The sequence below is a fragment of the Sphingomonas aurantiaca genome (genome assembly GCF_003050705.1).
GTDB lineage: Bacteria > Pseudomonadota > Alphaproteobacteria > Sphingomonadales > Sphingomonadaceae > Sphingomonas > Sphingomonas aurantiaca.
Genome location: NZ_QAOG01000001.1, coordinates 20,552 through 42,139, shown reverse-complemented (window position 1 = coordinate 42,139; position 21,588 = coordinate 20,552). Strand labels below are relative to the sequence as shown.

General features: G+C 67.4%; 24 protein-coding genes. 8 read left to right on the top strand and 16 right to left on the bottom strand.

Annotated elements, in window-relative coordinates:
- Positions 1–47 precede the first annotated feature (47 nt).
- The 4 genes from C8J26_RS00215 to C8J26_RS00200 form a co-directional block, all read right to left on the bottom strand.
- Positions 48–1,640, bottom strand: a complete 1,593-nt coding sequence (locus C8J26_RS00215) for a cisplatin damage response ATP-dependent DNA ligase (RefSeq protein ID WP_107956273.1) — start codon at positions 1,638–1,640, stop codon at positions 48–50.
- A 101-nt stretch (positions 1,641–1,741) separates the two neighbouring features.
- The gene (locus C8J26_RS00210; protein WP_055881870.1) at positions 1,742–1,927 is read right to left on the bottom strand and encodes a DUF1328 family protein; all 186 of its coding nucleotides are present in this window, start codon (positions 1,925–1,927) and stop codon (positions 1,742–1,744) included.
- Between the two features lie 108 nt (positions 1,928–2,035).
- Positions 2,036–2,602, bottom strand: a complete 567-nt coding sequence (locus tag C8J26_RS00205) for a TMEM165/GDT1 family protein (RefSeq protein WP_107956272.1) — start codon at positions 2,600–2,602, stop codon at positions 2,036–2,038.
- Positions 2,603–2,605: 3 nt separating this feature from the next.
- Entirely contained in the window at positions 2,606–2,938 is a 333-nt protein-coding gene (locus C8J26_RS00200) for a hypothetical protein (protein ID WP_234422516.1), read from the bottom strand.
- A 192-nt stretch (positions 2,939–3,130) separates the two neighbouring features.
- Here C8J26_RS00200 and rpmG point away from each other — a divergent pair, with 192 nt between their 5' ends.
- On the top strand, positions 3,131–3,298 hold the full coding sequence (gene rpmG, locus C8J26_RS00195) for a 50S ribosomal protein L33 (RefSeq protein WP_055881863.1): 168 nt from the start codon (positions 3,131–3,133) through the stop codon (positions 3,296–3,298).
- Positions 3,299–3,682: 384 nt separating this feature from the next.
- On the opposite strand, the gene C8J26_RS00190 is transcribed toward rpmG, so the two are convergent.
- Positions 3,683–4,045 carry a response regulator gene (locus C8J26_RS00190; RefSeq protein WP_056419574.1) on the bottom strand — a complete coding sequence of 121 codons (363 nt, stop codon included), beginning with the start codon at positions 4,043–4,045 and terminating at the stop codon, positions 3,683–3,685.
- A gap of 36 nt (positions 4,046–4,081) precedes the next feature.
- Here C8J26_RS00190 and C8J26_RS00185 point away from each other — a divergent pair, with 36 nt between their 5' ends.
- From C8J26_RS00185 to C8J26_RS00170, 4 genes are all read left to right on the top strand, one after another.
- A complete protein-coding gene (locus C8J26_RS00185) occupies positions 4,082–4,351 on the top strand; it encodes a DUF3572 domain-containing protein (protein ID WP_056474355.1) in 270 nt (89 codons plus the stop codon).
- Positions 4,348–4,974, top strand: a complete 627-nt coding sequence (locus C8J26_RS00180) for an HAD family hydrolase (RefSeq protein WP_107956271.1) — start codon at positions 4,348–4,350, stop codon at positions 4,972–4,974. The genes C8J26_RS00185 and C8J26_RS00180 overlap by 4 nt, the downstream gene beginning before the upstream one ends.
- Positions 4,975–5,259: 285 nt before the next feature.
- Positions 5,260–5,724 (top strand): RidA family protein, encoded by a 465-nt coding sequence (locus tag C8J26_RS00175; protein ID WP_055881847.1) that lies wholly within the window; start codon positions 5,260–5,262, stop codon positions 5,722–5,724.
- A gap of 78 nt (positions 5,725–5,802) precedes the next feature.
- Entirely contained in the window at positions 5,803–6,948 is a 1,146-nt protein-coding gene (locus C8J26_RS00170) for a GNAT family N-acetyltransferase (RefSeq protein WP_107956270.1), read from the top strand.
- Here the strand turns inward: C8J26_RS00170 and C8J26_RS00165 are convergent.
- The 4 genes from C8J26_RS00165 to C8J26_RS00150 form a co-directional block, all read right to left on the bottom strand.
- Entirely contained in the window at positions 6,911–8,500 is a 1,590-nt protein-coding gene (locus C8J26_RS00165; RefSeq protein ID WP_107956269.1) for a hypothetical protein, read from the bottom strand. The two genes, C8J26_RS00170 and C8J26_RS00165, sit on opposite strands and share 38 nt — an antisense overlap.
- A gap of 10 nt (positions 8,501–8,510) precedes the next feature.
- Positions 8,511–10,076, bottom strand: coding sequence for a hypothetical protein (locus tag C8J26_RS00160; RefSeq protein WP_146168752.1), 1,566 nt, complete (start codon positions 10,074–10,076; stop codon positions 8,511–8,513).
- An 8-nt stretch (positions 10,077–10,084) separates the two neighbouring features.
- Entirely contained in the window at positions 10,085–11,809 is a 1,725-nt protein-coding gene (locus C8J26_RS00155; protein WP_107956267.1) for a hypothetical protein, read from the bottom strand.
- Between the two features lie 74 nt (positions 11,810–11,883).
- Positions 11,884–13,125 carry an argininosuccinate synthase gene (locus C8J26_RS00150; protein ID WP_244185092.1) on the bottom strand — a complete coding sequence of 414 codons (1,242 nt, stop codon included), beginning with the start codon at positions 13,123–13,125 and terminating at the stop codon, positions 11,884–11,886.
- A gap of 145 nt (positions 13,126–13,270) precedes the next feature.
- Here C8J26_RS00150 and C8J26_RS00145 point away from each other — a divergent pair, with 145 nt between their 5' ends.
- Entirely contained in the window at positions 13,271–13,663 is a 393-nt protein-coding gene (locus C8J26_RS00145; protein WP_156359743.1) for an EF-hand domain-containing protein, read from the top strand.
- Between the two features lie 121 nt (positions 13,664–13,784).
- Here the strand turns inward: C8J26_RS00145 and C8J26_RS00140 are convergent, their stop codons facing one another.
- Genes C8J26_RS00140 through C8J26_RS00130 form a run of 3 tightly spaced genes read right to left on the bottom strand, consistent with a single transcriptional unit; the run spans position 13,785 to position 16,578 of the window.
- Complete coding sequence (locus tag C8J26_RS00140) at positions 13,785–15,011, bottom strand: SAM-dependent methyltransferase (protein WP_107956265.1); 1,227 nt, start codon at positions 15,009–15,011, stop codon at positions 13,785–13,787.
- A 50-nt stretch (positions 15,012–15,061) separates the two neighbouring features.
- Complete coding sequence (locus C8J26_RS00135; protein WP_107956264.1) at positions 15,062–15,823, bottom strand: molybdopterin-dependent oxidoreductase; 762 nt, start codon at positions 15,821–15,823, stop codon at positions 15,062–15,064.
- A complete protein-coding gene (locus C8J26_RS00130) occupies positions 15,820–16,578 on the bottom strand; it encodes a cytochrome b/b6 domain-containing protein (protein ID WP_244185091.1) in 759 nt (252 codons plus the stop codon). The genes C8J26_RS00135 and C8J26_RS00130 overlap by 4 nt, the downstream gene beginning before the upstream one ends.
- Positions 16,579–16,629: 51 nt before the next feature.
- On the opposite strand from C8J26_RS00130, the gene C8J26_RS00125 reads away from it, so the two are divergent.
- The gene (locus C8J26_RS00125) at positions 16,630–17,247 is read left to right on the top strand and encodes a flavin reductase family protein (RefSeq protein WP_107956263.1); all 618 of its coding nucleotides are present in this window, start codon (positions 16,630–16,632) and stop codon (positions 17,245–17,247) included.
- A 135-nt stretch (positions 17,248–17,382) separates the two neighbouring features.
- On the opposite strand, the gene C8J26_RS00120 is transcribed toward C8J26_RS00125, so the two are convergent.
- The 4 genes from C8J26_RS00120 to C8J26_RS00105 all read right to left on the bottom strand — a co-directional run bounded on the left by C8J26_RS00120 (position 17,383) and on the right by C8J26_RS00105 (position 20,707).
- A complete protein-coding gene (locus tag C8J26_RS00120; RefSeq protein ID WP_107956262.1) occupies positions 17,383–18,141 on the bottom strand; it encodes a sulfite exporter TauE/SafE family protein in 759 nt (252 codons plus the stop codon).
- Positions 18,134–19,339, bottom strand: a complete 1,206-nt coding sequence (gene rlmN / locus C8J26_RS00115) for a dual-specificity RNA methyltransferase RlmN (RefSeq protein ID WP_056017962.1) — start codon at positions 19,337–19,339, stop codon at positions 18,134–18,136. The genes C8J26_RS00120 and rlmN overlap by 8 nt, the downstream gene beginning before the upstream one ends.
- 214 nt (positions 19,340–19,553) lie before the next feature.
- Positions 19,554–20,027 (bottom strand): invasion associated locus B family protein, encoded by a 474-nt coding sequence (locus C8J26_RS00110; RefSeq protein ID WP_107956261.1) that lies wholly within the window; start codon positions 20,025–20,027, stop codon positions 19,554–19,556.
- Positions 20,024–20,707: a histidine phosphatase family protein gene (locus C8J26_RS00105; RefSeq protein ID WP_107956978.1), complete on the bottom strand. Its 684-nt coding sequence runs from the start codon at positions 20,705–20,707 to the stop codon at positions 20,024–20,026. The genes C8J26_RS00110 and C8J26_RS00105 overlap by 4 nt, the downstream gene beginning before the upstream one ends.
- Before the next feature lie 140 nt (positions 20,708–20,847).
- Between C8J26_RS00105 and C8J26_RS00100 the strand changes: the two genes are divergently transcribed.
- Positions 20,848–21,501, top strand: a complete 654-nt coding sequence (locus C8J26_RS00100) for an outer membrane protein (protein WP_107956260.1) — start codon at positions 20,848–20,850, stop codon at positions 21,499–21,501.
- Positions 21,502–21,588: the final 87 nt, after the last annotated feature.

Below are 21,588 nucleotides of genomic sequence, written 5' to 3'. Positions count from 1 at the left end.
ATCGGCGGCGATACCCTGCTATGCCGCCCGCTTCGATGACACACGGATTACGTAATCATCCGCTTCAGCGTTTCGATCCGGTCGGCTTCTGCCGCGGGCTTGTCGGTCCGAATCCGCGCGATCCGCGGAAAGCGCATCGCCACGCCCGATTTGTGCCGCTTCGAATCATGCAGCGAATCGAACGCGATCTCGAGTACCAGCGTCTTCTCCACCTCGCGCACCGGCCCGAACCGGTTCTGCGTATGGTTGCGCACGAAGCTGTCGAGCATCTTCAGCTCCTCGTCGGTGATCCCCGAATAGGCTTTCCCGACGGGGAGCAGCTCGCCTTCCTCGGTCCAGCAGCCGAACGTATAGTCCGAATAATAGGACGATCGCCGCCCCGAGCCACGCTGCGCATACATCATCACGCAATCGGCGGTCAGTGGATCGCGCTTCCATTTGTACCAGAGCCCCGCACGACGCCCGCCGACATACGGCGAGTCGCGCCGCTTGAGCATCACGCCCTCGATCGCCGCGTCGCGTGCGGTGGCGCGAATCGCCTCGAGCGCGGTGAAGTCGTCCGCCTCGATCACCAGGCTCAGATCGAACCGCTCGCCATCGAGCTGCGGCACGAACGCCTCCAGCCGCGCACGGCGCTCGGTCCACGGCAGCGGCCGCAGATCCTCCTCACCATCGATCAGCAGGTCGTAGAGCCGCACGAACGCGGGATACTCCGCCAGCATTTTCGCCGACACGGTCTTGCGCCCCAGCCGCTGCTGGAGCGCGTTGAAGCTGGCCGCACCGCCGCCATCCTCCAGCGTGCCGCCCTGATGCTCGCCCTTCACCAGCAGCTCGCCATCGACCGTCCCCGGCGTCCGGAACGCGGCCGCGATCTCGGGGAAGCTGGCGGTCACGTCGTCCCCGGTGCGGCTGTAGAGCCGCGTCTCCCCAGCGACATGAACGATCTGCACGCGGATCCCGTCCCATTTCCACTCGGCGGCATAGTCGGCCAGATCGACGCGCAGATCCTCCAGGCCATGCGCGAGCATGAACGGCCGGAACACCGGCACATCGGCGGGCGTCGGCTGCTCGCCCGTCCCCTCGGCCCAGGCAAACAGGCTCGGATACGGCGCATCGAGCCCGTGCCACACCTCCTCGACCGCATCGACATCGAGCCCGAACGCATCCGCGAGCGCGGTCTTCGCCAGCCGCGCCGACACGCCGATCCGCAGCGCGCCCGTCGCCATCTTGAGCAGCGCGAACCGCTCCTCGGCATCCGACCGGTCGAGCATGTCGGCCAGCGCGGCGGGGGCATCCGCGCGCGACAACGCCGCCAGTCGCTCGACCACGTCGGTGATCGACAGGGGAGCGGGATCGACCGGAACCGTCGGTTCGGGCCAGAGCAGCGCTACCGTCTCCGCGGTATCGCCGACATAATCGCGGCTCATCCGGAACAGCACCGGATCGACGCGTTCCTCGATCAACCCGCGGATCACCGCCGACTTCACGCCCTTGAGATCGAGATCACCGGTCAGCGCCGCCATCGCCCAGCCACGGTCTGGATCGGGCGTCGCGCGCAGGTAATCCGCGATCAGCTTCAACTTCGCGTTGCGCGACCGGGTGTAGGTGAGCGAGTCGAGCAGGGCGGCAAAGGCATGCATCGTCGTTGAACGCGCATGCCACCCGAAGGGATGCAGACACGAAACGACCGCCGCCGGAGGATCCGGCGACGGTCGTTATGGGGCGATCGAAGCGAGGCGCGTCAGTCGATCGCGTTCTTGATCCCCTTGCCCGCGAGCAGGCCGAGCACGAGGAAGATCACGAACAGCGCGATCGCGATGAAGAACAGGATCTTGGCGATGCCGATGAACGCCCCGCCGATGCCGCCGAAGCCGAGCAAAGCGAGCACGGCGCCGATGACGAGAAAGGTGATTGCGAGCTTCAGCATGACGGCCTCCTATTTGGTAAGGGTCACTCAACCGGCGTTGCAACCACTTGGTTCCTGATCCGTAACGATCGGACCGGCACAGCGCAGCGGTCGAGCGCCCGGCTCGGGTCAGACGAGCCGCAATGCGCCGAGCGCGAGGACGAGGCCGAAGAGCACGAACACCACGCCGATCGCGATCCGCAGCGGCTTGAGCGGCAGCTTCAGCCACGCGGCCTCGCCCATCAGCGCGGCTGGGACGATCACGACCAGCGATCCGATCGTCGCGCCGACCGCGGCCAGCGCGGGGACGGGCGTGCGCGCGGCCAGCGTCAGGACGATGAACTGCACCCCGTCGCCGAACGCGAGGATGAACAGCCCGAGCACCGCGGTCGCGACCGCGCCGATTCGCCAGCGATCGAGCCGGTCGGGCGTCTTGGCCGGGAAAAACGCGCCGCCGCCCTGCAGCAGCAACGCGAGCGCCAGCATCAGCTGCTGTGCATTGGGCGCGAGCTTCGGGCCGATCACGGTGCCAAGCGCGGCGGCGAGCCCGCTGGCGGCGAGCAGGGCGAGCGCCGCCATCGCGATGACCAGCGCGGGTTTGCCATACCGGTCCGACAGGATCGCGGCGAGCCATGCGGTGCGATCGCCGACCTGCGCGAGCGCCGCCGCGACGAAGGCCGCCATCAATGCGTCCATGGATTATCCAGCAAGTCGTACCGAGCAGGCGGCGGCGAACGCGTGGCACGCCTGGACGTCCTGCCGCTCGCAGCCGACCGCATCGCGCAGGATCGCCAGCCAGCCATGCACCAGCGCGCCATGCTCGCCGCGCGACAGCGCCGAATCGACGAAATGCGCGACGGTGACCGCCGGGTTCAGCCCGTTGCTGTGCGCGATCACGCGGATCGCGTCGATCTCGGTGGCGATGTCGCAGGGGCGCGAATAGGGGGCTCGGACGTCGATCGCCGCGATTCGTGCCGCCAGATCGGCCTTCACCGCGGTCATGTCGTCGATTCGAACCAGCGCCTGCCCCACGATCCCGCTCCTGTCTTTATTGGAGGCTACAATGTGCGGATGGTCGTGAATAGCAGGTTAAATACGTATGATTCCCCCGCAATGACGGGGTAAAGCTTGACTTCGCCGCAGCCGTCCGCCATGCGCCGCCCCTGATGGAGCGGCGGCGCGAGTTCGCCGCTTTCGCATTTTCAAGCCATAGGAATTGGGCTCATGGCCAAGCCGACCACCGTAAAGATCAAGCTGCTCAGCACCGCTGACACCGGCTTCTTCTACGTCACCAAGAAGAATCCCCGTACCAAGACGGAGAAGCTCTCCTTCTCGAAGTACGATCCCGTCGTGCGCAAGCATGTCGAGTTCAAGGAAGCCAAGATCAAGTAATCCGGCCGGCGGTGCGAGCCGCCGACTGATTGTGACGATCCGAAAAGCCGCGGGCATCCCCCGCGGCTTTTGGCGTTTGTGCCTCCAAGATTCCGTCATCCCAGCGAAAGCTGGCATCTCCTGCCGCAAGCGCGCGCCCGTAACGGGAGACCCCAGCGTTCGCTGGGGTGACGGCGTGGGCGCGCGGTCCCCCACCCGTTCGTCCCCTCTGCCGTTCGTCCTGAGTAGCCGTCGAGTAGTCGCCGCAGGCGGCGTATCGAGACGGCGTATCGAAGGACAGGTTGGGGCGCGGAACCCATGTTTCGATACGAGCCCTCGATCCGCTCCCTGCGGAGCTACTCGGTCTCTACTCGGCACGAACGGAAAATAGGACGGTTCGGCTGCTCAGACCAGCGCCCCGACCGCATCCATGAACCGCGCCAGGCTGATCGGCTTCGACACATACGCATCCGCCCCTGCCGCGCGGATTCGCTCCTCGTCGTCGCGGCCGGCATAGGCGGTCACCGCCATCACGGGAATCGCGCGCAAACCCTCGTCCGCCTTCAGTTCGAGGATGATCTCATAGCCGGTGACGTGCGGCATCTGGATGTCCATGATGATCAGGTCGGGCGTGAAGTCGCGCGCGCGCGCCACCGCGTCGCGGCCGTCGCGCACGGGTTCGACCGAGAACTGGTGCGCACGCAGCAGATCGCAGAATAGTTTGAGGTTGAGTTCGTTGTCCTCGACAACGAGCACCTTCTTTGTCACCGCCGCACCTTATCCGGAAAGAGGGCACGATAGGCAATGCGCGACCGCGATTCAAACGAAGACGCCGAGGCGCTCGCGCTGCGCGCGCTGGTATGGACTCTGGTCGAGCCCGACCGCGCGATGCGGCTGCTGTCGGTCACCGGCCTCGAACCGCACGACCTGCGCGCGCGGGCGAGCGACCCGAGCGTGCTGTCCGCCGCGCTCGGCTTCCTCGAAAACCACGAGCCCGACCTGATCGCCTGCGCCGAATCGCTCGGCGTAAAGCCCGAGGCGCTGGTGCGCGCGCGGATGGAGCTCGAAGCATGAGGCCGTTGCTGATCAGCGATTGCGACGAAGTGCTGCTGCACATGGTCAAGCATTTCGGCGTCTGGCTCGACGAGCGCCACGATATCGATTTCGCGATCCAGCACGGCGATTTCTCGACCGCGATGACCCGCCGCGATGGCGGCCCGCCGCCCTCGCGCGAGGATATGTGGGCGATGCTCGGCGAGTTCTTCCCCGCCGAGATGCACCGCCAGACGCTGGTCCCGCATGCGGTCGAGGCGCTCGAGCGGCTGGCGCAGGTGGCGGACATCGTCATCCTCACCAACCTCCAGGACGAATGCCGCCAGCCGCGGATCGAGCAGCTCGCCAAGTTCGGCATCGCGCACCGGGTCGAGTGCAACCAGGGCGGCAAGGGCGCGCCGGTCTCGCGGCTGGTCGCGGAATATGGCAACCCGGTCACGGTGTTCGTCGACGATCTGGCGGTGCATCACGAATCGGTCGCCAGGCACGCGCCGGGGGTACACCGGCTGCACATGGTGTCCGAGCCGACGCTGGCGGTGAACGTCCCCAAAGCGCCCGAAGCGCACGCGCGGATCGACGACTGGCGCGAGGCGGCCGACTGGATTGCGACCCGGTTCGAAGCGGGTCTGCCCGCAGACGCCTGAGCCTTTCTAGTTCCCCCGCGAACGCGGGGGCCCAGGAGCCAAGACCGCTATCGCCCGTAACCCTGGACTCCCGCCTTCGCGGGAGAACAGGATGGGGCGTAACAGTGCACCCGTCATCCCCGCGGAGGCGGGGACCCAGACGCGTTACCGCTTCGATCATGCGCGACAGCCAGTCTGGATCCCCGCCTGCGCGGGGATGACGCAAGCAGGGTGGGGGCTCGTGTAGATGTACGGGGGGCGCCGCCCACTTGACCCATCCCCCACCGCTGTGGTGATACCACCCCCATGACCGATCGTATCGACCGCAAGCTCGAAGAGCTGGGCCTCACCCTCCCGCAGGCTGCCGCACCCGTGGCGTCCTACGTCCCGACCGTGCTGGCGAACGGCATGCTCCACATCTCGGGCCAGTTGCCGTTCAAGGACGGCCAGCTCGTCACCGGCCGAGTCGGAGACGGCGTCTCGCTTGACGACGCGCAGGACGCGGCAAAGCTCTGCGCGCTGATGCTCGTCGCGCAGATGAAGGCGGCGCTCGGTACGCTGGCGCGCGTCGAGCGGATCGTGAAGCTCGGCGTGTTCGTCAACTCGACCGGCGACTTCACCGACCAGCCCAAAGTCGCCAACGGCGCCTCGGACCTGATGGTCGCGCTGTTCGGCGACGCCGGCAAGCACGCACGCTCGGCGGTCGGCGTTCCCGTCCTCCCGCTCGGCGCCGCGGTCGAGATCGACGCGATCGTCCAGGTTTCCGCCTGACCTTCCCGGAGGCGCGTCCGCGCGTCTCCGCCCACGGCCCTCTTGGAGGCGCGCCCCCGCGTCTCTACCTAGGCGGCAATGAACGCCGTCACAGCCCGCATCGCCCAAGGCGTCACATCGATCGCGGCCGAGGACTGGGAGGCCTGCTCCGGCACCGCCAACCCGTTTATCGGCCACGCGTTCCTCGCCGCACTCGAAGCATCGAAGAGCGTCGGTGGCCGCTCGGGCTGGCAGGCGCTGCCGGTGGTGGTCGACGGCCCCGACGGCAAGCCCGCAGGCATCGCACCCGCCTACGCCAAGAGCCACAGCCAGGGCGAATATGTCTTCGACCAGGGCTGGGCCGACGCGTGGGAGCGGGCAGGGGGCCAATATTACCCCAAGCTTCAGATCGCCGCGCCGTTCAGCCCGGTCCCCGGCCCACGCCTCCTTCTCCGCGATCCCGAACAGGCCCCCGCGCTGATCGCCGCGCTCGAAGCCGTCACCGACCAGAGTGGGCTGTCCTCGGCGCACGCCACCTTCATCGCCCCCGACGAGGTGGAACTGTTCGAGTCGGCAGGCTGGCTGATCCGCCAGGGTACCCAGTTCCACTGGAAGAACGACGGCTATGCCGGCTTCGACGATTTCCTCGCCGTCCTCGCCAGCCGCAAGCGCAAGGCGATCCGCAAGGAGCGCACCGCCGCCGTCGAAGGCCTGACGATCCGCCACCTCGTCGGCGCGGAGATCACGCCCGCGCACTGGGACGCATTCTGGGTCTTCTATCAGGACACCGGCAGCCGCAAATGGGGCCAGCCCTACCTCACGCGCAGCTTCTTCGACCGGATCGGCCAGACGATGGGCGACCAGGTACTCCTCATCCTCGCCGAGCGCGACGGCGTCCCCATTGCGGGCGCACTCAACCTGATCGGCGCGGACACGCTCTACGGCCGCTATTGGGGCGCGACCGAGGAGGTGCCGTTCCTCCATTTCGAACTCTGCTATTACCAGGCGATCGATGCCGCCATCGCGCGGGGCTTGCAGACCGTCGAGGCGGGCGCGCAGGGCGAACACAAGCTCGCGCGCGGTTACGCACCCGTCGCGACCTATTCCGCGCACTATATCCCCGACCCGAGCTTCCGCCGCGCGATCGCCGACTATCTCGTCCGCGAGCGCGAGGCGGTCGCCGAGCAGCAGGAGTATCTCGGCGAGCTTACTCCGTTCCGGCGGGGCGAACAGCAGGTCGGTTGACGCGGTACAACAGGCTCGTCCCATCGCGGCGGATCAGGGTGAGGTCGCGGACCAGTGCCGGATCGAACTTCGGCGGGTGGATCAGCCAGACATAATCGAACGCATCGCGCGGGAATTTCTCCAGCGCCATCGCGACCGGCCGCCAGAATTGGCCGCGACACCGGATGTCGCTGACGATTTCTGACGGATCATGCGCAAAGCCGCGCGCCGCGGGATATTGCGTCGTCATCAGCTGCGCGCCCGCCATCGACCATTGATCGTTGGTAAACGCCAGCCGCCGCTCGAGCAGCAGCGCCGGGACATGCTCGAGCCGTGAATAGGCCCAATCGTCGCGACACCGGCGCCCGACGAACGACACGACGCGGGAGCGCTCGGGGACGGTATCGATCGCCGCGATCGCCTGGTCGTAGCTCCGGTCGTAGATCAGGTAGCTGACCGTCGTCCCCGCCAGCCGCACCCCGAAGAACGCGAAGCCGAGCACCGCCAGCACCGCCGCCCCGCGCAGCGACACGCCGTGCCGCGGCCGCAGCGCGATCACCGCGATCGCCAGCACGAACGGTGCGAGCCGCATATCGGCATAGGCCGATCCGAACACGATCCGCGGCAGCAGCACGTACACCGCCGCCAGGAACAGCGCCGACAGCCCCAGGTTGCGCGAATATTCGATCGTCTGGTCGCGCACGCCGCGGAACAGGATCACGAACAGCACGGTGACCGACGCGATGTCGAACGCCATCCAGCGATCGCGCAGGACCATCGTGATCCAGTTCATCTTCCAGCGCCAGTTGAACCAGTCCTGCGTCTTGCCGCCGACATGGTCGCCCGATCGCCACACCACCATCATCACCATCGGCAGCGCGAGCGGCAGGCAGTTGACCCCCGCCTGGACGAACGCGCGGAACCAGCCATGCGCCCAGCTCTTGGGGTCGCTGTCTCGACGGATGTCGTGCTGGCGGATCAGCTCGGCGGAGAAGGCGAGCACGCCCAGCACGCCCCAGCCGAACGTATGGCAGATCCACAACAGGCACGAGATCGGCACGAAGAGGAACGCGCGCAGCCGCGTCCGCCTGAGCCGCCCCATCCGCAGCCACAGCGCGAAAAGATTGAGCGCGATCGCCATCGATAGCGCGAAATTCACGAATCCGAACTGGAACGGATAGCTATAGGCGAGGGGGAGGGCGAACAGCGCGGTCGCCGGGATTCGCCCATGCACCTCGCGCGCGATCCAGAGCAGCCCGGTCACGGTCAGCGCCGGAATCGCGATCACGATCAGCTTGACCGCCAGCTGCAACCCGACGAGCGGCGCGAGCGGCACGATCAGCAGGTCGATGCCGAGATTGCCGATCATCTGCCACTGGAAGTTATACCACTGGGAAAGCCAGGGATTCTCGCCGATCGCCAGCTGGACGCGGTAGCGCCCCATATGCCCCGGCAGATCGACCAGCGGCGGGATCTCCGGCCACAACAACGGTATCATCGACGCGATCGCAACCGCGACGACGAAGCCGCGCGTCTGCCACCAGTGTAATGCTGTGTCTTGCCCCCGCGTCATTGATCGACGCCTAGCGCCGTAAGGGGGCACTCGACAAGCACCCAGGGCGCCGCGATGCGACGGAATAGACCGCCGATCGTCCGTCGGACCAGATCGGGATCAGGTCCGCGGCGCGGGCGCGGCCGACCGGGAAGTCGATCGTCCACACGCGCGAGAAGGTGCAGCGATCGAACCGCGCGATCGCCGTGTCGAAATCGATCGTCACACGGTGATCTTCGGGGGGAAGGACGATCTGCGTGGGATCGCGGTCGAACGGCATCGCGCTCGGGTGAAGCGGGTGGATCAACTGCTGCCCCGGCAGGACCCATTGTTCGTTGTCGAACACCCGCTTCCGCGCGATCGCGAGGCCGGCGATATGCGAGAGCCGCGGGCCCGCCCATGTCTGGAAGCTTGGCTCGTTGACCAGGACGAGCACCGCGGCGCCGCGCGGCAGCGCGACCGTCGCCTTGGCCGCGTCCGCCTGGCCCTGGCTCAGCACCGCAAACGCGATCGTCGTCGTCGCGAGTCGCATCACGAAGAAGGCCGTGCCGAGCGCAGCGATCCTCCGCGCCAGCCCGTCATGGCCGGGCCGGGTGTGGATCGCCAGCAGCCACAACGCGGTGGCAAAGGGCAGCACGCGCATGTCGACGCCCGCGCCGCCCTGCAGCGTCAGCGGCAGCACCAGAAACGCGATCAGCCCGAACAGCGCTGGCAGGCGCAGCACGCCGACGACGGCGAGCCGCGGCGACCGGATCGCCGCCCAGGACAGGCAGGCGATCAGCGTCACGCCGGCAATGTCATACGCCTTCCAGCGCTCGTGCAGCATCGATGCGATCCATACCGCCTTGGTGGACCAGTTGAACCAGTCGCCGGTGGCGCCCGCCAGCCGATCGCCGCCGCCCGCGATCACGATCGCGACCGGCCACGCCATCGGCAGCGCCATCGCCCCGGCGCGGATCGCTGCAACGTGCCACGGTTCGCCGCGCTCCATCCGCTGCGACCATTCCGCACCGATCACGAACAGGCCGAGCATCGCCCAGCCGAAGGTATGGCAAAGCCACGTCAGCCCGGCATACGGCACCAGCACCGCGAGACGGACCCAGGTCGGCCGCGTCCGCGCGAGCCGGATCCACAGCGCCAGCCCGGCGAGCGCCATCGCCGCGGAGAGGCAGAAGTTCACGAAGCCCAGCTGGAACGGATAGGCGAAGGCGAGCGGCAGCGCGAACCCCGCCGCCACCGGGATGCGCCCATGCGCCTCATAGCCCACCCACAGCATCGCCGCGACCGTGAGCGGCGGGATCGCCATCACCACCAGCCGTGTCGCGGGTTCGACGTCGAGGATCGGGTGCAGCGCGAGCACGATGAGATCGACGCCCAGATTGCCGATCACCGCCCAGCGGACCGCATAATGCTGCGCAAGCGGCCCGATGCCCGCCTCGGCGAGGATCCGGTAGCGGCCGATATGGCCGGGAAGATCCGTCAGCGGCGCGACGTCGGGCCACAGGAGCGGGATGAACGCGGCCAGTACCGCGATCGCGGCGAACCAGCGCGTCGTCCACCAGGCGCGCGCGGCTTCGGTCATCGGCGTCTCAGCCATCGGCGGGATCATCGCGCAACCTCGAACAGGATCGGCTGGCGGCGCGCGTCGAGTGGTCGGAGCCATCCGGGAGCGCGCCCCTCCGTCAGGGCCTGCGCGAGGCTGGCGGGCCTTGGCCGGACGCCGCCCATGGTCCCGTCGCAATACAGCACGTACCGCACGCCCCAGCGGCGCGCGATCCGCTGCGCCTGGCCCCTGTCGCCGAGAAAGAATCGATACATTGCGAGATTGCCCTCGATATTGCGGTGATAGGGGCCCGCGACGAAGCGGTGTGGTGTCGCGGCGATGCCCCAGGCGCCGGTGTCGATCGGGGCCATCACGACGCCGGGCGACAGCCGCGCGAGCGACGCCATCATCGCCGGCGTTGCGCACGCCGCGTCGTCCGCGACCGACGACGGCGCCTCTGCGTGCCCGAACGCCGAGGCACAGGCCGCCCCGACAAGCGGATAGAGCATCCCCGCCGAGACGGTCCACGCCGCCACGACCCATCCCGTGCCGCGCCGCCGTGCCGCGCCGATCATCACCGCCAGCGCAGGAGCACCCAGCATCGCCCCGCTATAGGCGCCGCGCGGCTGCACCAGCGTGATCAACAGCGCGGTGACCTGAAGCGCCAGCAACAGCCCCGCGATGCGGCCGGGATACCGTCTTGCCACCCATATCGATGCGGCCAGCCCCGCCAGCATCACGCCGAGATAGCCGACAACGACGACAGGCGCGGCGCTGAACGCCGATTGCGCCTCGCCGACATGATCGAGCCATAGTCGGCGCAACGGCATCGGCACCTGTCCGTACGGCGACAGGCAGGCGGGCGACTGCGCGCGCACGATCACGAACGCCGCGAGCGACAGCATCGCGGTCGCGATCGATCGCGCCCGGATCGTCGTCAGCCGGGGGGCCGCCACGCCAAGTGCCAGCGGCACCAGCGCAAGGATCGCCAGCCCGGTGGCCGCCTGCGCGGTAAAGCCGTCGCAGGCAGGATAGCGCCACTGCGCGCTGGCAAATAGCGGTATGCCGACCGCCAGCCCGGTCAGCGCCCCCACGCCAACCCCGACCATGCGGGCCCCGGCGATGCTCGGCTGCAGCACCCAGGCCAGGATCGTGGCACCACCCAGGACGATAAAGAACGGGGTGGTTTCCAGCCCGACCATCAGGCTGACGGCCGCCAACCCGCCGAGGATCGCGCCGTTGCGGAGCGTCGGCATGGCGATCCCGACGCGAGTCGCGGCGAGCAACAGGACGAGCTGCAGCCCGTGATGATCGATCCGACCGGGCGCGAATATGGTCGTGGCGGGATAGGCGATTGCGGCGATCACCATCGCCGTCCGCGACGCCTCGGGCTCCAGCGCCCGCGCGATCCGCCCGACCAGCGCCAGCGCGGCGGCGAACAGCATGATCGGCCAGGTGACGACCATCAGCCGCTCGGCATCGTGGATTCCCAGCAGCGGCGACGCCAGCGTCAGCATGGCGGCGGGGCCGAGATCGGCGACCCGGGTCCAGTGCATCGGCGTCCCCATGCCGAGCCGATGCTGGACCAGGTCGCTCCACGCCTGTCCGCCCAGCCAGTCGCGAACCTGCTGGAGGCGCATGACATCGTCGGTATCGGGCAGCCGCAGCGCCGCCAGCCCGGCCCAGTTCCGCGCCGCCCAGATCAGTCCCAGCACGACCGCCAACGCGATCGCGACGACGAGGTCCCCCTGGATGATTCGGGGCGGATCAGGGCTGGTGCGTTCCACCGTCCCGTCCTAGCGCGCTATGGTTAATCCATTATGCGACCGGCCTCGAAGACCGGTCGCTTGTACGGATCCGATTACCGGTCGCGGCGCCCCAGCAACCGCAGCCGCAGCGCGTTCAGCTTGATGAAGCCCGCCGCGTCGCGCTGGTCGTACGCGCCCTGGTCGTCCTCGAACGTCACGACCTTCTCCGAATACAGCGAGTTGGGCGATTTCCGCCCGACCACGTACACCCCGCCCTTGTACAGCTTCAGACGAACCGTGCCGGACACCTTCTCCTGGCTGTGATCGATTGCCGCCTGGAGCATCTCGCGCTCGGGCGAGAACCAGAAGCCGTTGTACAGCAGCTCGGCATAGCGCGGCGCCAGCTCGTCCTTCAGATGCGCGGCGCCCCGGTCGAGCGTCAGCTGCTCGATGCCGCGATGCGCGAGCTGATAGATCGTGCCGCCCGGCGTCTCGTACATGCCGCGGCTCTTCATGCCGACGAAGCGGTTCTCGACCAGGTCGAGACGGCCGATCCCGTGACGGCGGCCATAGCCGTTGAGCGTCTCGAGCAACGTCGCCGGGCTCATCCCCTCGCCGTTGATCGCCACGCCGTCACCGCGCTCGAAATCGATCGTGATATATTCGGGCACGTCGGGCGCGTCCTCGGGGTTCACCGTGCGCGAATAGACATAGTCGGGAACCTCGTCCCACGGATCCTCGAGAACCTTACCCTCCGACGAGGTGTGCAGCATGTTCGCGTCGGTCGAGAAGGGCGACTCGCCGCGCTTGTCCTTCGAAACCGGGATCTGGTGCTGCTCGGCGAACTCGATCAGCTTGGTGCGGCTGGTCAGGTCCCATTCGCGCCACGGTGCGATCACCTTGATGTCGGGCGACAGCGCGTAATAGCCGAGCTCGAAGCGGACCTGGTCGTTGCCCTTGCCGGTCGCGCCATGGCTCACCGCGTCGGCGCCGACCATCTTGGCGATCTCGATCTGGCGCTTGGCGATCAGCGGCCGCGCGATCGACGTGCCGAGCAAATACAGCCCCTCGTACAGCGCGTTCGAACGCATCATCGGGAAGACATAGTCGCGCGCGAATTCTTCGCGCAGGTCGTCGACGAAGATGTGCTCGGGCTTCACGCCCATCATCTCGGCCTTGGCGCGCGCGGGCTCGAGCTCTTCGCCCTGGCCCAAATCCGCGGTGAAGGTGACGACTTCGCAGTTATAGGTCTGCTGGAGCCATTTCAGGATCACGCTCGTGTCCAGGCCACCGGAATAGGCGAGCACGACGCGATTGATTCCGGCGCTGCCGGCGGGGTTGATCGGATCGGTCACGGGCAGGGTCCTTCAGGCAATATCCAATGCCCGCGCCCCTATGCGCTGGGGCGCCGCCATGCAACCGCCCCGCGCCTCCTGCATTCATGGCGCGTACAACCAAACCGGTCTATCCGCGCCGCAAATCTCTGGAGGTTACCGCACCGTGCTACGCCAAACGCTTACCGTTCTCGTTCTCGCAGGGCTTGCAGGCCCGGTGCTCGCGCAGGAAACCCGCGCGTCCGCCTCGGCCAAGTTCAAGGCCGAATTCGCCGCGTCGGATACCAACAAGGACGGCGTCCTGACCCGCGCCGAGGTCCAGGCGCGGATCGGCAACATGAAGGTCGGCGGGCAGGGCCGTCCCGATCCGGTCCACGCCAAGCGCCTGGCGGACCTGTGGTTCACCAGCGCCGACAAGAACAAGGACGGCAAGGTCACGCAGGCCGAAGCCCAGGCGCTGCTGGCCGCGACCTTCGCCAAATACGACGCCAACAAGGACGGCAAGATCGGCGGCGACGAGCGCGCCGCGGCGAAGGCCGAAGTGCAGGGCCCGCGCTGAGTCCCGCCCCTCTACCGTCATCCCCGCGCAGGCGGGGATCCAGACTGGCTGATCATCGCGGCTCCATCGCCAAGGTCTGCCAGTCTGGGTGCCCGCCTCCGCGGGCATGACGCGGGGGGCATCACCCCTCGCGCAACGCCCGCTCGCCCTCGATCATGTAATCGCGCGTCAGCGGCAGCGTCATCCGGCTCTTCGACAGCTGGATCTGGTAATTGACCATCCCCCCGGTGCGGAACGCCGCCGCCGCGCCCGCCAGATAGAAGGTCCACATCCGGTAGAATCGCTCGTCGTACAGTGCGACGATCGCATCCTTCGCCGCCACCGTCCGGTCGTACCAGAGGTCGATCGTCAGCGCGTAATGCACGCGCAGCACCTCGATATCGGTCGGGAACATCCGCAGCCCCTCATAGCCGCGCACGATCTCCGACAGCGCAGGGTTGTAGCCGCCCGGGAAGATATACTTCGTCGTGAACGTGTCGGTGACGCCAGGGCCACCCATCCGGCCGATCGTGTGGAGCAGCATCACGCCGTCCTCGGTCAGCAGGTCGCGGCACTTGCGGAAGAACGTCTTGTACTGCGGCGGGCCGACATGCTCGAACATGCCCACCGAGACGATCCGGTCGAACGTCCCCGTCAGCGCGCGATAGTCGATCAGCTCGAACGTCACCTTGTCGGCGACGCCCGATTCCTCGGCCCGCCGCCGTGCGACCTTCAGCTGCTCCTCGCTCAGGGTGACGCCCAGCACCTCGGCACCGGTCTTCGCGTGCAGGTACAGCGCCATCCCGCCCCAGCCGCAGCCGATGTCGAGTACGCGCATGCCCGGCTGAATCGCCAGCTTGGCGGCGATATGCGCCTTCTTGTCGTTCTGCGCCTGCTCCAGGCTGTTGCCCGCGTCGGTGAAGTACGCGCACGAATATTGCCGGTCCGCGTCGAGGAACAGGTCGTACAGCCGGTCCGACAGGTCGTAGTGATGCGCGACGTTCTTCTTCGACCGGCGCGCCATGTTCACCCGGTCGACGCGGTGGACGACCTTGTCGAGCAGTTTGATCGGCAGCGACGGATTGAGCCCGCCGCCGCGCTCCCACGGGCTGTTGCCCTTGAGCAGGTTGACCAGGTCGCGAATGTCGCCGCGCTCGATCACGAGCCGCCCGTCCATGAACGCCTCCGCCGCGCCGAGCGCGGGGTGACGGATGATCGCGCCGGCGACACCCGGCTTGGTCAGGCGGATCGTGACCGGATTATAGGCCGGGTCGGGCTTGCCGAACTGCTTGGTGGTGCCGTCGGCATGGATCAGGGTGAGTTCGCCGGTTTTAACCTGCCGGGCCAGGAAACGATCGAAAAGAGCCATGCCGCGTTAGCTAACGACTGGTACGGAAGTGCGCCACCCCCCGCAGGGGGTCAGATCCCCGCATACCAATCATAATCGACGTTATCTTCCCAATAGCCACCCTTGCCCTTGCCGATCCCCGCTAGGCTGTCGACCGCGTCGATCCGCATCACATATTTGGCGTGCTTGTAGCCGAGCTGCCGCTCGACCCGCAGCCGGACGGGCGCACCGTGCGCGACGTCGAGCACCTGGTCGTTGAGCGCCCAGGCCAGGATCGTTTGCGGATGGAACGCGTCGACCAGATCGACCGACTCGTAATAGGGCGTGCCGCCGTACAGGTCGGCGCAGGTGAACACGACGTAGCGCGCCGAGTCGCGGATCTGCGCGGCCTTCAACAGCGCGCCGAGCTTGGGACCCTGCCATTTGCCGATCGCCGACCAGCCCTCGACGCAGTCGTGCCGCGTGATTTGCGCGCGCGACGGCATCTGGCGCAGCTGCGGCAGCGTGACTGACAGCGGTCGATCGACCAGCCCGCCGACCTGCAGCCGATAGTCCGCGAAATTGTTCGCGACCATCGCGGTATAGTCCGGCGTCCCCGGATCGCGCGTGCCGTTCGACCGGAAGATCGGCGACATCTGCGCGGGGCTGAACTCGGGCACCAGCGCATTGCGGTTGGTCAGCGCGCGTTGCAGCCCGCGGTTCATGTCCTCGCCCATGAACAGGATTTTCCGCGCCTCGGGGTTCGCGGCGATCTTGTCGCACCCGGTCAGTAACACGCCTGCGCCGACCGCGGCCCCCGTCACGAGCGCACGGCGGGTTATGATCGAGCTCATGCGGCGTCCTCCGGTGCGTGGGGGGGCACGTGCCCCGGAACTTGCCAGCGCCCCGTGATCATCGACCGCAGCTCGTTCCAGGCGCCTGCCAGGATCACCAGCGCCAGATGGACGATGATGAACAGCACGAGGCCCGTCGCGGCGATGAAGTGGATCGAGCGCGCCGACTGCCGCCCGCCGAACACGTCCAGCAGCCACGGCCACGCCGCGTCCATGCCCGGCGACATCGTCAGCCCGGTCAGGATCATCACCGGGATCAGCACGAAGATCGTCACGACATAGGACAGCTTCTGCAGGATATTGTACGCCCCTGGCCGCTTCGGATCGTGAAAGCGGAACGCGAGATGCTCCTTCACGTCATGCGCCACTTCGCGCGGCGACAGCTCGGCCGCACGCACGCGCAGGTCGCGCTGGAAATGCCTGTTGATCAGGCTCACGATCATGAACCCGAGCAGCGCGAAGGCGAGCACCAGCGCGAACAGCAAATGCCAGCGCCGCGAGATCGCCAGATTATAGCTCGCCGGGATCGTCAGCAGGTTGAGCAGCGTCACCAGCCAGCTCGGCCACTGGTCGAGCGTCGTCCACGCGCTATCGAAGTTCGCGCCATACGCGCCCCAATAGAGTCGCGGATGCGCCTTCAGGATGCCGATGCCGCTGCCGATCATGATGAACATCGTCACCACCGTCACCCAGTGCCAGACGCGTGTCGCCATCCGGTGGCGCTTGATGATCATAGGGGCAGTGGGATCGTTCATGCTCGACCTTCGCTATAGGCAGTCGAACGGCGATATAGCAGGATTAAGTACATGACCGAATGGCATTCTTACGAACCCGCAAATGGCCATCGCCTGCCGCATGATCCCCTCAACGCGATCGTCGCGCCGCGGCCGATCGGCTGGGTCAGCACGATGTCGGCAGACGGCGTCGCGAACCTCGCGCCGTATAGTTTCTTCAACCTGTTCAACTATGCCCCGCCGCTGATCGGCTTCTCGTCGATGGGCTGGAAGGACAGCGTCGCCAATATCGAGGCGACCGGCGAATTCGTCTGGAACCTCGTCTCGCGCGATCTCGGCGAGGCGATGAACACGACCGCCGCCAACGTCGCCGCCGACGTCGACGAGTTCGCGCTCGCCAAGCTCGAAATGGCCGCCTCCAACAAGGTGAAGCCGCCCCGCGTCGCCGCGTCGCGCGCGCAGTTCGAGTGCAAGCTCACCCAGCTGATCCGCCTGGAAACCAAGGAAGGCCGCGAACTCGACCAGTGGCTCGTGCTCGGCGAGGCGGTCGCGATCCACATCGACCCCGCGATGCTCGAGGACGGCGTCTACCAGACCGCCCGGGCAAACCCGATCCTGCGCGGCGGCGGGCCCGCGGATTACTTCACGATCACCGAGGACGCCCTCTTCAAGATGCGCCGACCGGGCTGAGCCGCATTGGCGCCCGCGCCTAACCCCAACGCCGTCATCCCAGCGAAAGCTGGGATCTCCCGGTAACGAAGCGCACCCCTCACCGCATGAGACCCCAGCTTCCGCTGGGGTGACGAGCGAGAGGGGCCAAGCGTCTCAGCCGTACGCGCGCCAGAAGAACACGATCGTCGTCGCGATCGTCACCAGCAGCGTCCACACGCGAATGACCCTGGCCGACATCACCAGCCCGAGCTTCGCACCGAAATGCCCCCCGACGATCCCGCCGAGCAGCATTGGCACGCACAGCGCCCAATACACCATGCCCGTCGCGATGAAGATGATCGTCGCCGCCAGGTTGGCGACCGCGAGCATCAGCGTCCGCGGTGCCGCGAGTCGGGCGGGCGTCGCCCCCGACAGCAATCCCCAGGCCGCGGTCAGCATCAGCCCGACCCCACCCCCGAAATAGCCGCCATACACCCCCAGCATCGCCTGCACCGCGACGAGCGACTTGGGCCCGATCTCGACCCGCGACCGCAGCCACAACGATGCCTGCGTGCCGAACGCGATCGCCAGCGTCGCAAACAGCAGCAGCCACGGCACGATCAGGTCGAACGCGCGCGCCGACGTCGCGACGAGCAACAGGCTGCCGATGAGCCCGCCGACGAAGGTGATCCCCGCCATCGTCCGCATCCCGACGCCCGACACCGGCTCCAGCCCATGCCGATACGTCCACGCGCTCGCCATCGCGCCCGGCTGGAGCGAGACGTTGCTGGTCGCGTTGGCGAAGGTCGACGGCACGCCGAGCCCGATCAGCGCGGGCATCGTCGCGAAGCTTCCGCCCCCGGCGAGCGCGTTCATCGCCCCGCCGAGAACCCCAGCCCCTGCCGCCAGCGCAACCCCACTCCACTCAAGCAAAAGCGTCGGACTCGGCAGCGGCCTCGCGATCGAGCTGCGCGCGGCTCTTCTTCTCCGACGCGGTCTTCAGCTGCCCGCACGCCGCATCGATATCGCGACCGCGCGGGGTGCGCACCGGCGCCGAAATGCCCGCGCCGAACACGATGCTCGAAAACGACTTGATCCGCTCGGGCGTCGAGCATTCATAGACGGCACCCGGCCACGGGTTGAACGGGATCAGGTTCACCTTGGCGGGCAGCTCGTATTTGCGCAGCAGGCGGACGAGTTCGTGCGCATCGGCGTCCGAATCGTTCTTGTCCTTCAGCATCACGTATTCGAACGTGATGCGCCGCGCATTGTTGGTGCCCGGATAATCGGCGCACGCCTGCAGCAGTTCCTCGATGCCGTATTTCCGGTTGAGCGGCACGATCTCGTCGCGCACCTCCTTGGTCACCGCATGCAGCGACACCGCGAGATTCACGCCGATCTCCGCGCCCGCGCGCGCCATCATCGGCACGACGCCGCTCGTCGACAGCGTGATCCGGCGGCGGCTGAGCGCGAGCCCCGCACCGTCCATCACCAGCTTCAGCGCATCGCGGACATTCTCGAAATTATAGAGCGGCTCGCCCATCCCCATCATCACGATGTTGGTGAGCATCCGCCCCTCGGGCTGGCTCGGCCATTCGCCCAGCGAATCGCGCGCGAGCATCACCTGGCCGACGATCTCGGCGGGCGTCAGGTTGCGCACCAGCCGCATCGTGCCGGTGTGGCAGAAGGTGCAGTTCAGCGTGCAGCCGACCTGGCTCGACACGCACAACGTGCCGCGATCCGCGTCGGGGATGAACACCATCTCGTAATCCTGCGCGTCGTCGCTGCGCAGCAGCCACTTGCGCGTGCCGTCGGTCGACACCTGCGCCTCGACCACGTTGGGCCGGCTGATCACGAAGCGCTGCTCGAGCCACGGGTGCATCGTCTTCGAGATGTCGGTCATCGCCGAGAACTCGGTCGCACCGCGATTGTAGATCCAGTGCCACAGCTGCTTCGCGCGTAGCTTGGCCTGCTTTTCCTCGAGCTGCGACGTCTCCAGCGCCATCCGCAGATCGGCGAGCGACAGCCCGAGCAGGTCGATACGCCCATCGCTGCGCGGCACGAAGCTGCGGGGAACGGGCACGGGATCGATGTGCCCGGGGATGGGCATGAGGTTCGCGGCGGTCTGCATGCGGCGGCGCTTAGCGGAAATTTCCCGATTTTTCTACAGGGTGCGGAAGAAGGGGGTTGGGCGACGATGTAATGCAGAACGCCCCCCGACATCAGCACCACCCCGGCGAAGGCCGGGGCCCAATTGGAAAGGTGGTGGTAACGATACGGGGAGCGTCATCACGCACGTCCCCCAATTGGGCCCCGGCCTTCGCCGGGGTGGTAGAACGGGGAGCCTACCCCCCGCTACACGCCAGCACCGCCGCATCGATCGCTGTCGCCGCCCCGGACAGCGCATACACATCCGCAAACGGCCGCCCGCCGACGGCGACCGCCTCGACGCTCATGCTGCGCCCCGATCGCAACGCCGCGACGATCGCGCGGTCGCTGGGGCCATCGCTCGCCCACGCATCCAGCCCGCTCGCGACCAGCGCGAATCGGCGTTCGCCCACCGTCAGCGTCACGCCCGCCGATCGATCGCGCTCGCGGCTGAGGCGAATATGAAGCGACGCGCGCAGCCCGCGCTTGGGCCAGGTCGCGATGCTGGCGAACCCGCTCGACCGCCCCCCCGCCATCACCGGCCGCGCGATCGCGTAACAGCGGTCGGGCGTCGAGTCCCGAAAGGCGCCCCAACCCTTGTAGATGCCGATCGTGTCGCGCGCCGATGCCGGAACGGCGATCGCGAGGATCAGCAGCGCCGCCAGTCTCACGCCGGGGCGAAGCCGGTGCCGCGGTGCGGAACCGACGCGCGCCCGGCCTCGACCAGCGTCACCGACCCCTGCGGCAACCCCGGCGCGATCGGTGCCCCAAGTGTAGGATCGACCGCAGCGCCGGTCATCACACCCAGCATCACCCGGCTCGAAATCCCGTGCATGATCACCAGCCGGTCGCCCGCATCGTCCGCGGTATCCGCCAGCCAGCCGCCGACGCGCGCCGCGATCTGCGGATAGGTCTCGCCGTCGGGCGCGGTCTTCAACAGCCCGCCCGGCAGCATCACCGGCCCGACCTCATCGACCACGTCCGCATAATAGCGCCCGCCCCAGGAGCCCATGTCGATCTCGACCAGCCGCGCATCGGTCCGCGCGCCATGCCAATCGAGTTCCAGATGCTCGCAGATCACCGCCAAGGTCTGCAACGCACGCCCGGTCGGCGACGCCCACAGGGTCAGCGCAGGCTTCGGCCCGAGCAGATCCCGCAGAGCACGGCCAAGCTCGTCCGCCTGCGCGAATCCCGCGCGCGTCAGCGGCGTGTGCGCAGCATCGCCCTGCAACCGGTGCGCGGCGTTGAACACGGTTTCGCCGTGCCGCGCGACGAAATCCCGGCCCAGCCTGACGGGTGGTTCGCCGGTTGGAACGGGGTCCGTTGCACTTTGCCGAGGGCTTGGAATCATGGCCGGCATTTCAACCCCCTGTGGCGCAAAAGCAACGGATTTCCGTGTTTATCTGGCGTTCATGCAACGCATGGCGGACTGGTCCATTGGGGCTGTCCATCCCGCGTTCGGGGATGACGAAGAGACAATGGAGTATCCCAATGCGTAAGCTTATCGCCGCCTCGCTGCTCGCCACCACCGCGGTCGCAGCCCCCGCGCTCGCCCAGACCAACCCGACCTTCACCGGCCCCCGCATCGAGGGCACGCTCGGCTATGACCACACCGGCGCCGGCAGCAGCGTGTCGAACAACAACGGGCGCGACGACCAGAAGATCGACGGCCTGCTGTACGGCGGCGGCATCGGCTACGACATCGCGACCTCGAGCAACATCGTGCTCGGCGCCGAGGCCGAACTGACCGGCTCGACCGCCAAGAGCGACCGCAACGACTATACCAGCGACTTCGGCTATGGCCGCGTCAAGCAGGGCCGCGACATCTATGTCGGCGCGCGCGCCGGCTATGTCGTCGCACCGGCGACGATGCTCTACGTCAAGGGCGGCTACACCAACTCGAAGCTCGAAGTGCTCGCAGGCAGCACCAGCCAGACGACCGACACCAACTTCAAGCTCGACGGCTGGCGCGTCGGCGCGGGTGCCGAGCATGCGGTCGGCCCGAACAGCTATGCCAAGCTCGAATATCGCTATTCGAACTATGAGCGCGGCAACATCGACTATGCGACCGGCGGCACGAGCCAGCGGTTCGACGTCGACACGGACCGTCACCAGGTCGTCGCAAGCTACGGCTTCCGCTTCTGATCGCGTTTTAACGCGACGTTTACCGTGATCAAAGAAGGGTCGGGGCGCTTGCTCCGACCCTTTGTTGTTGGGTAAGCCATCTGCGGA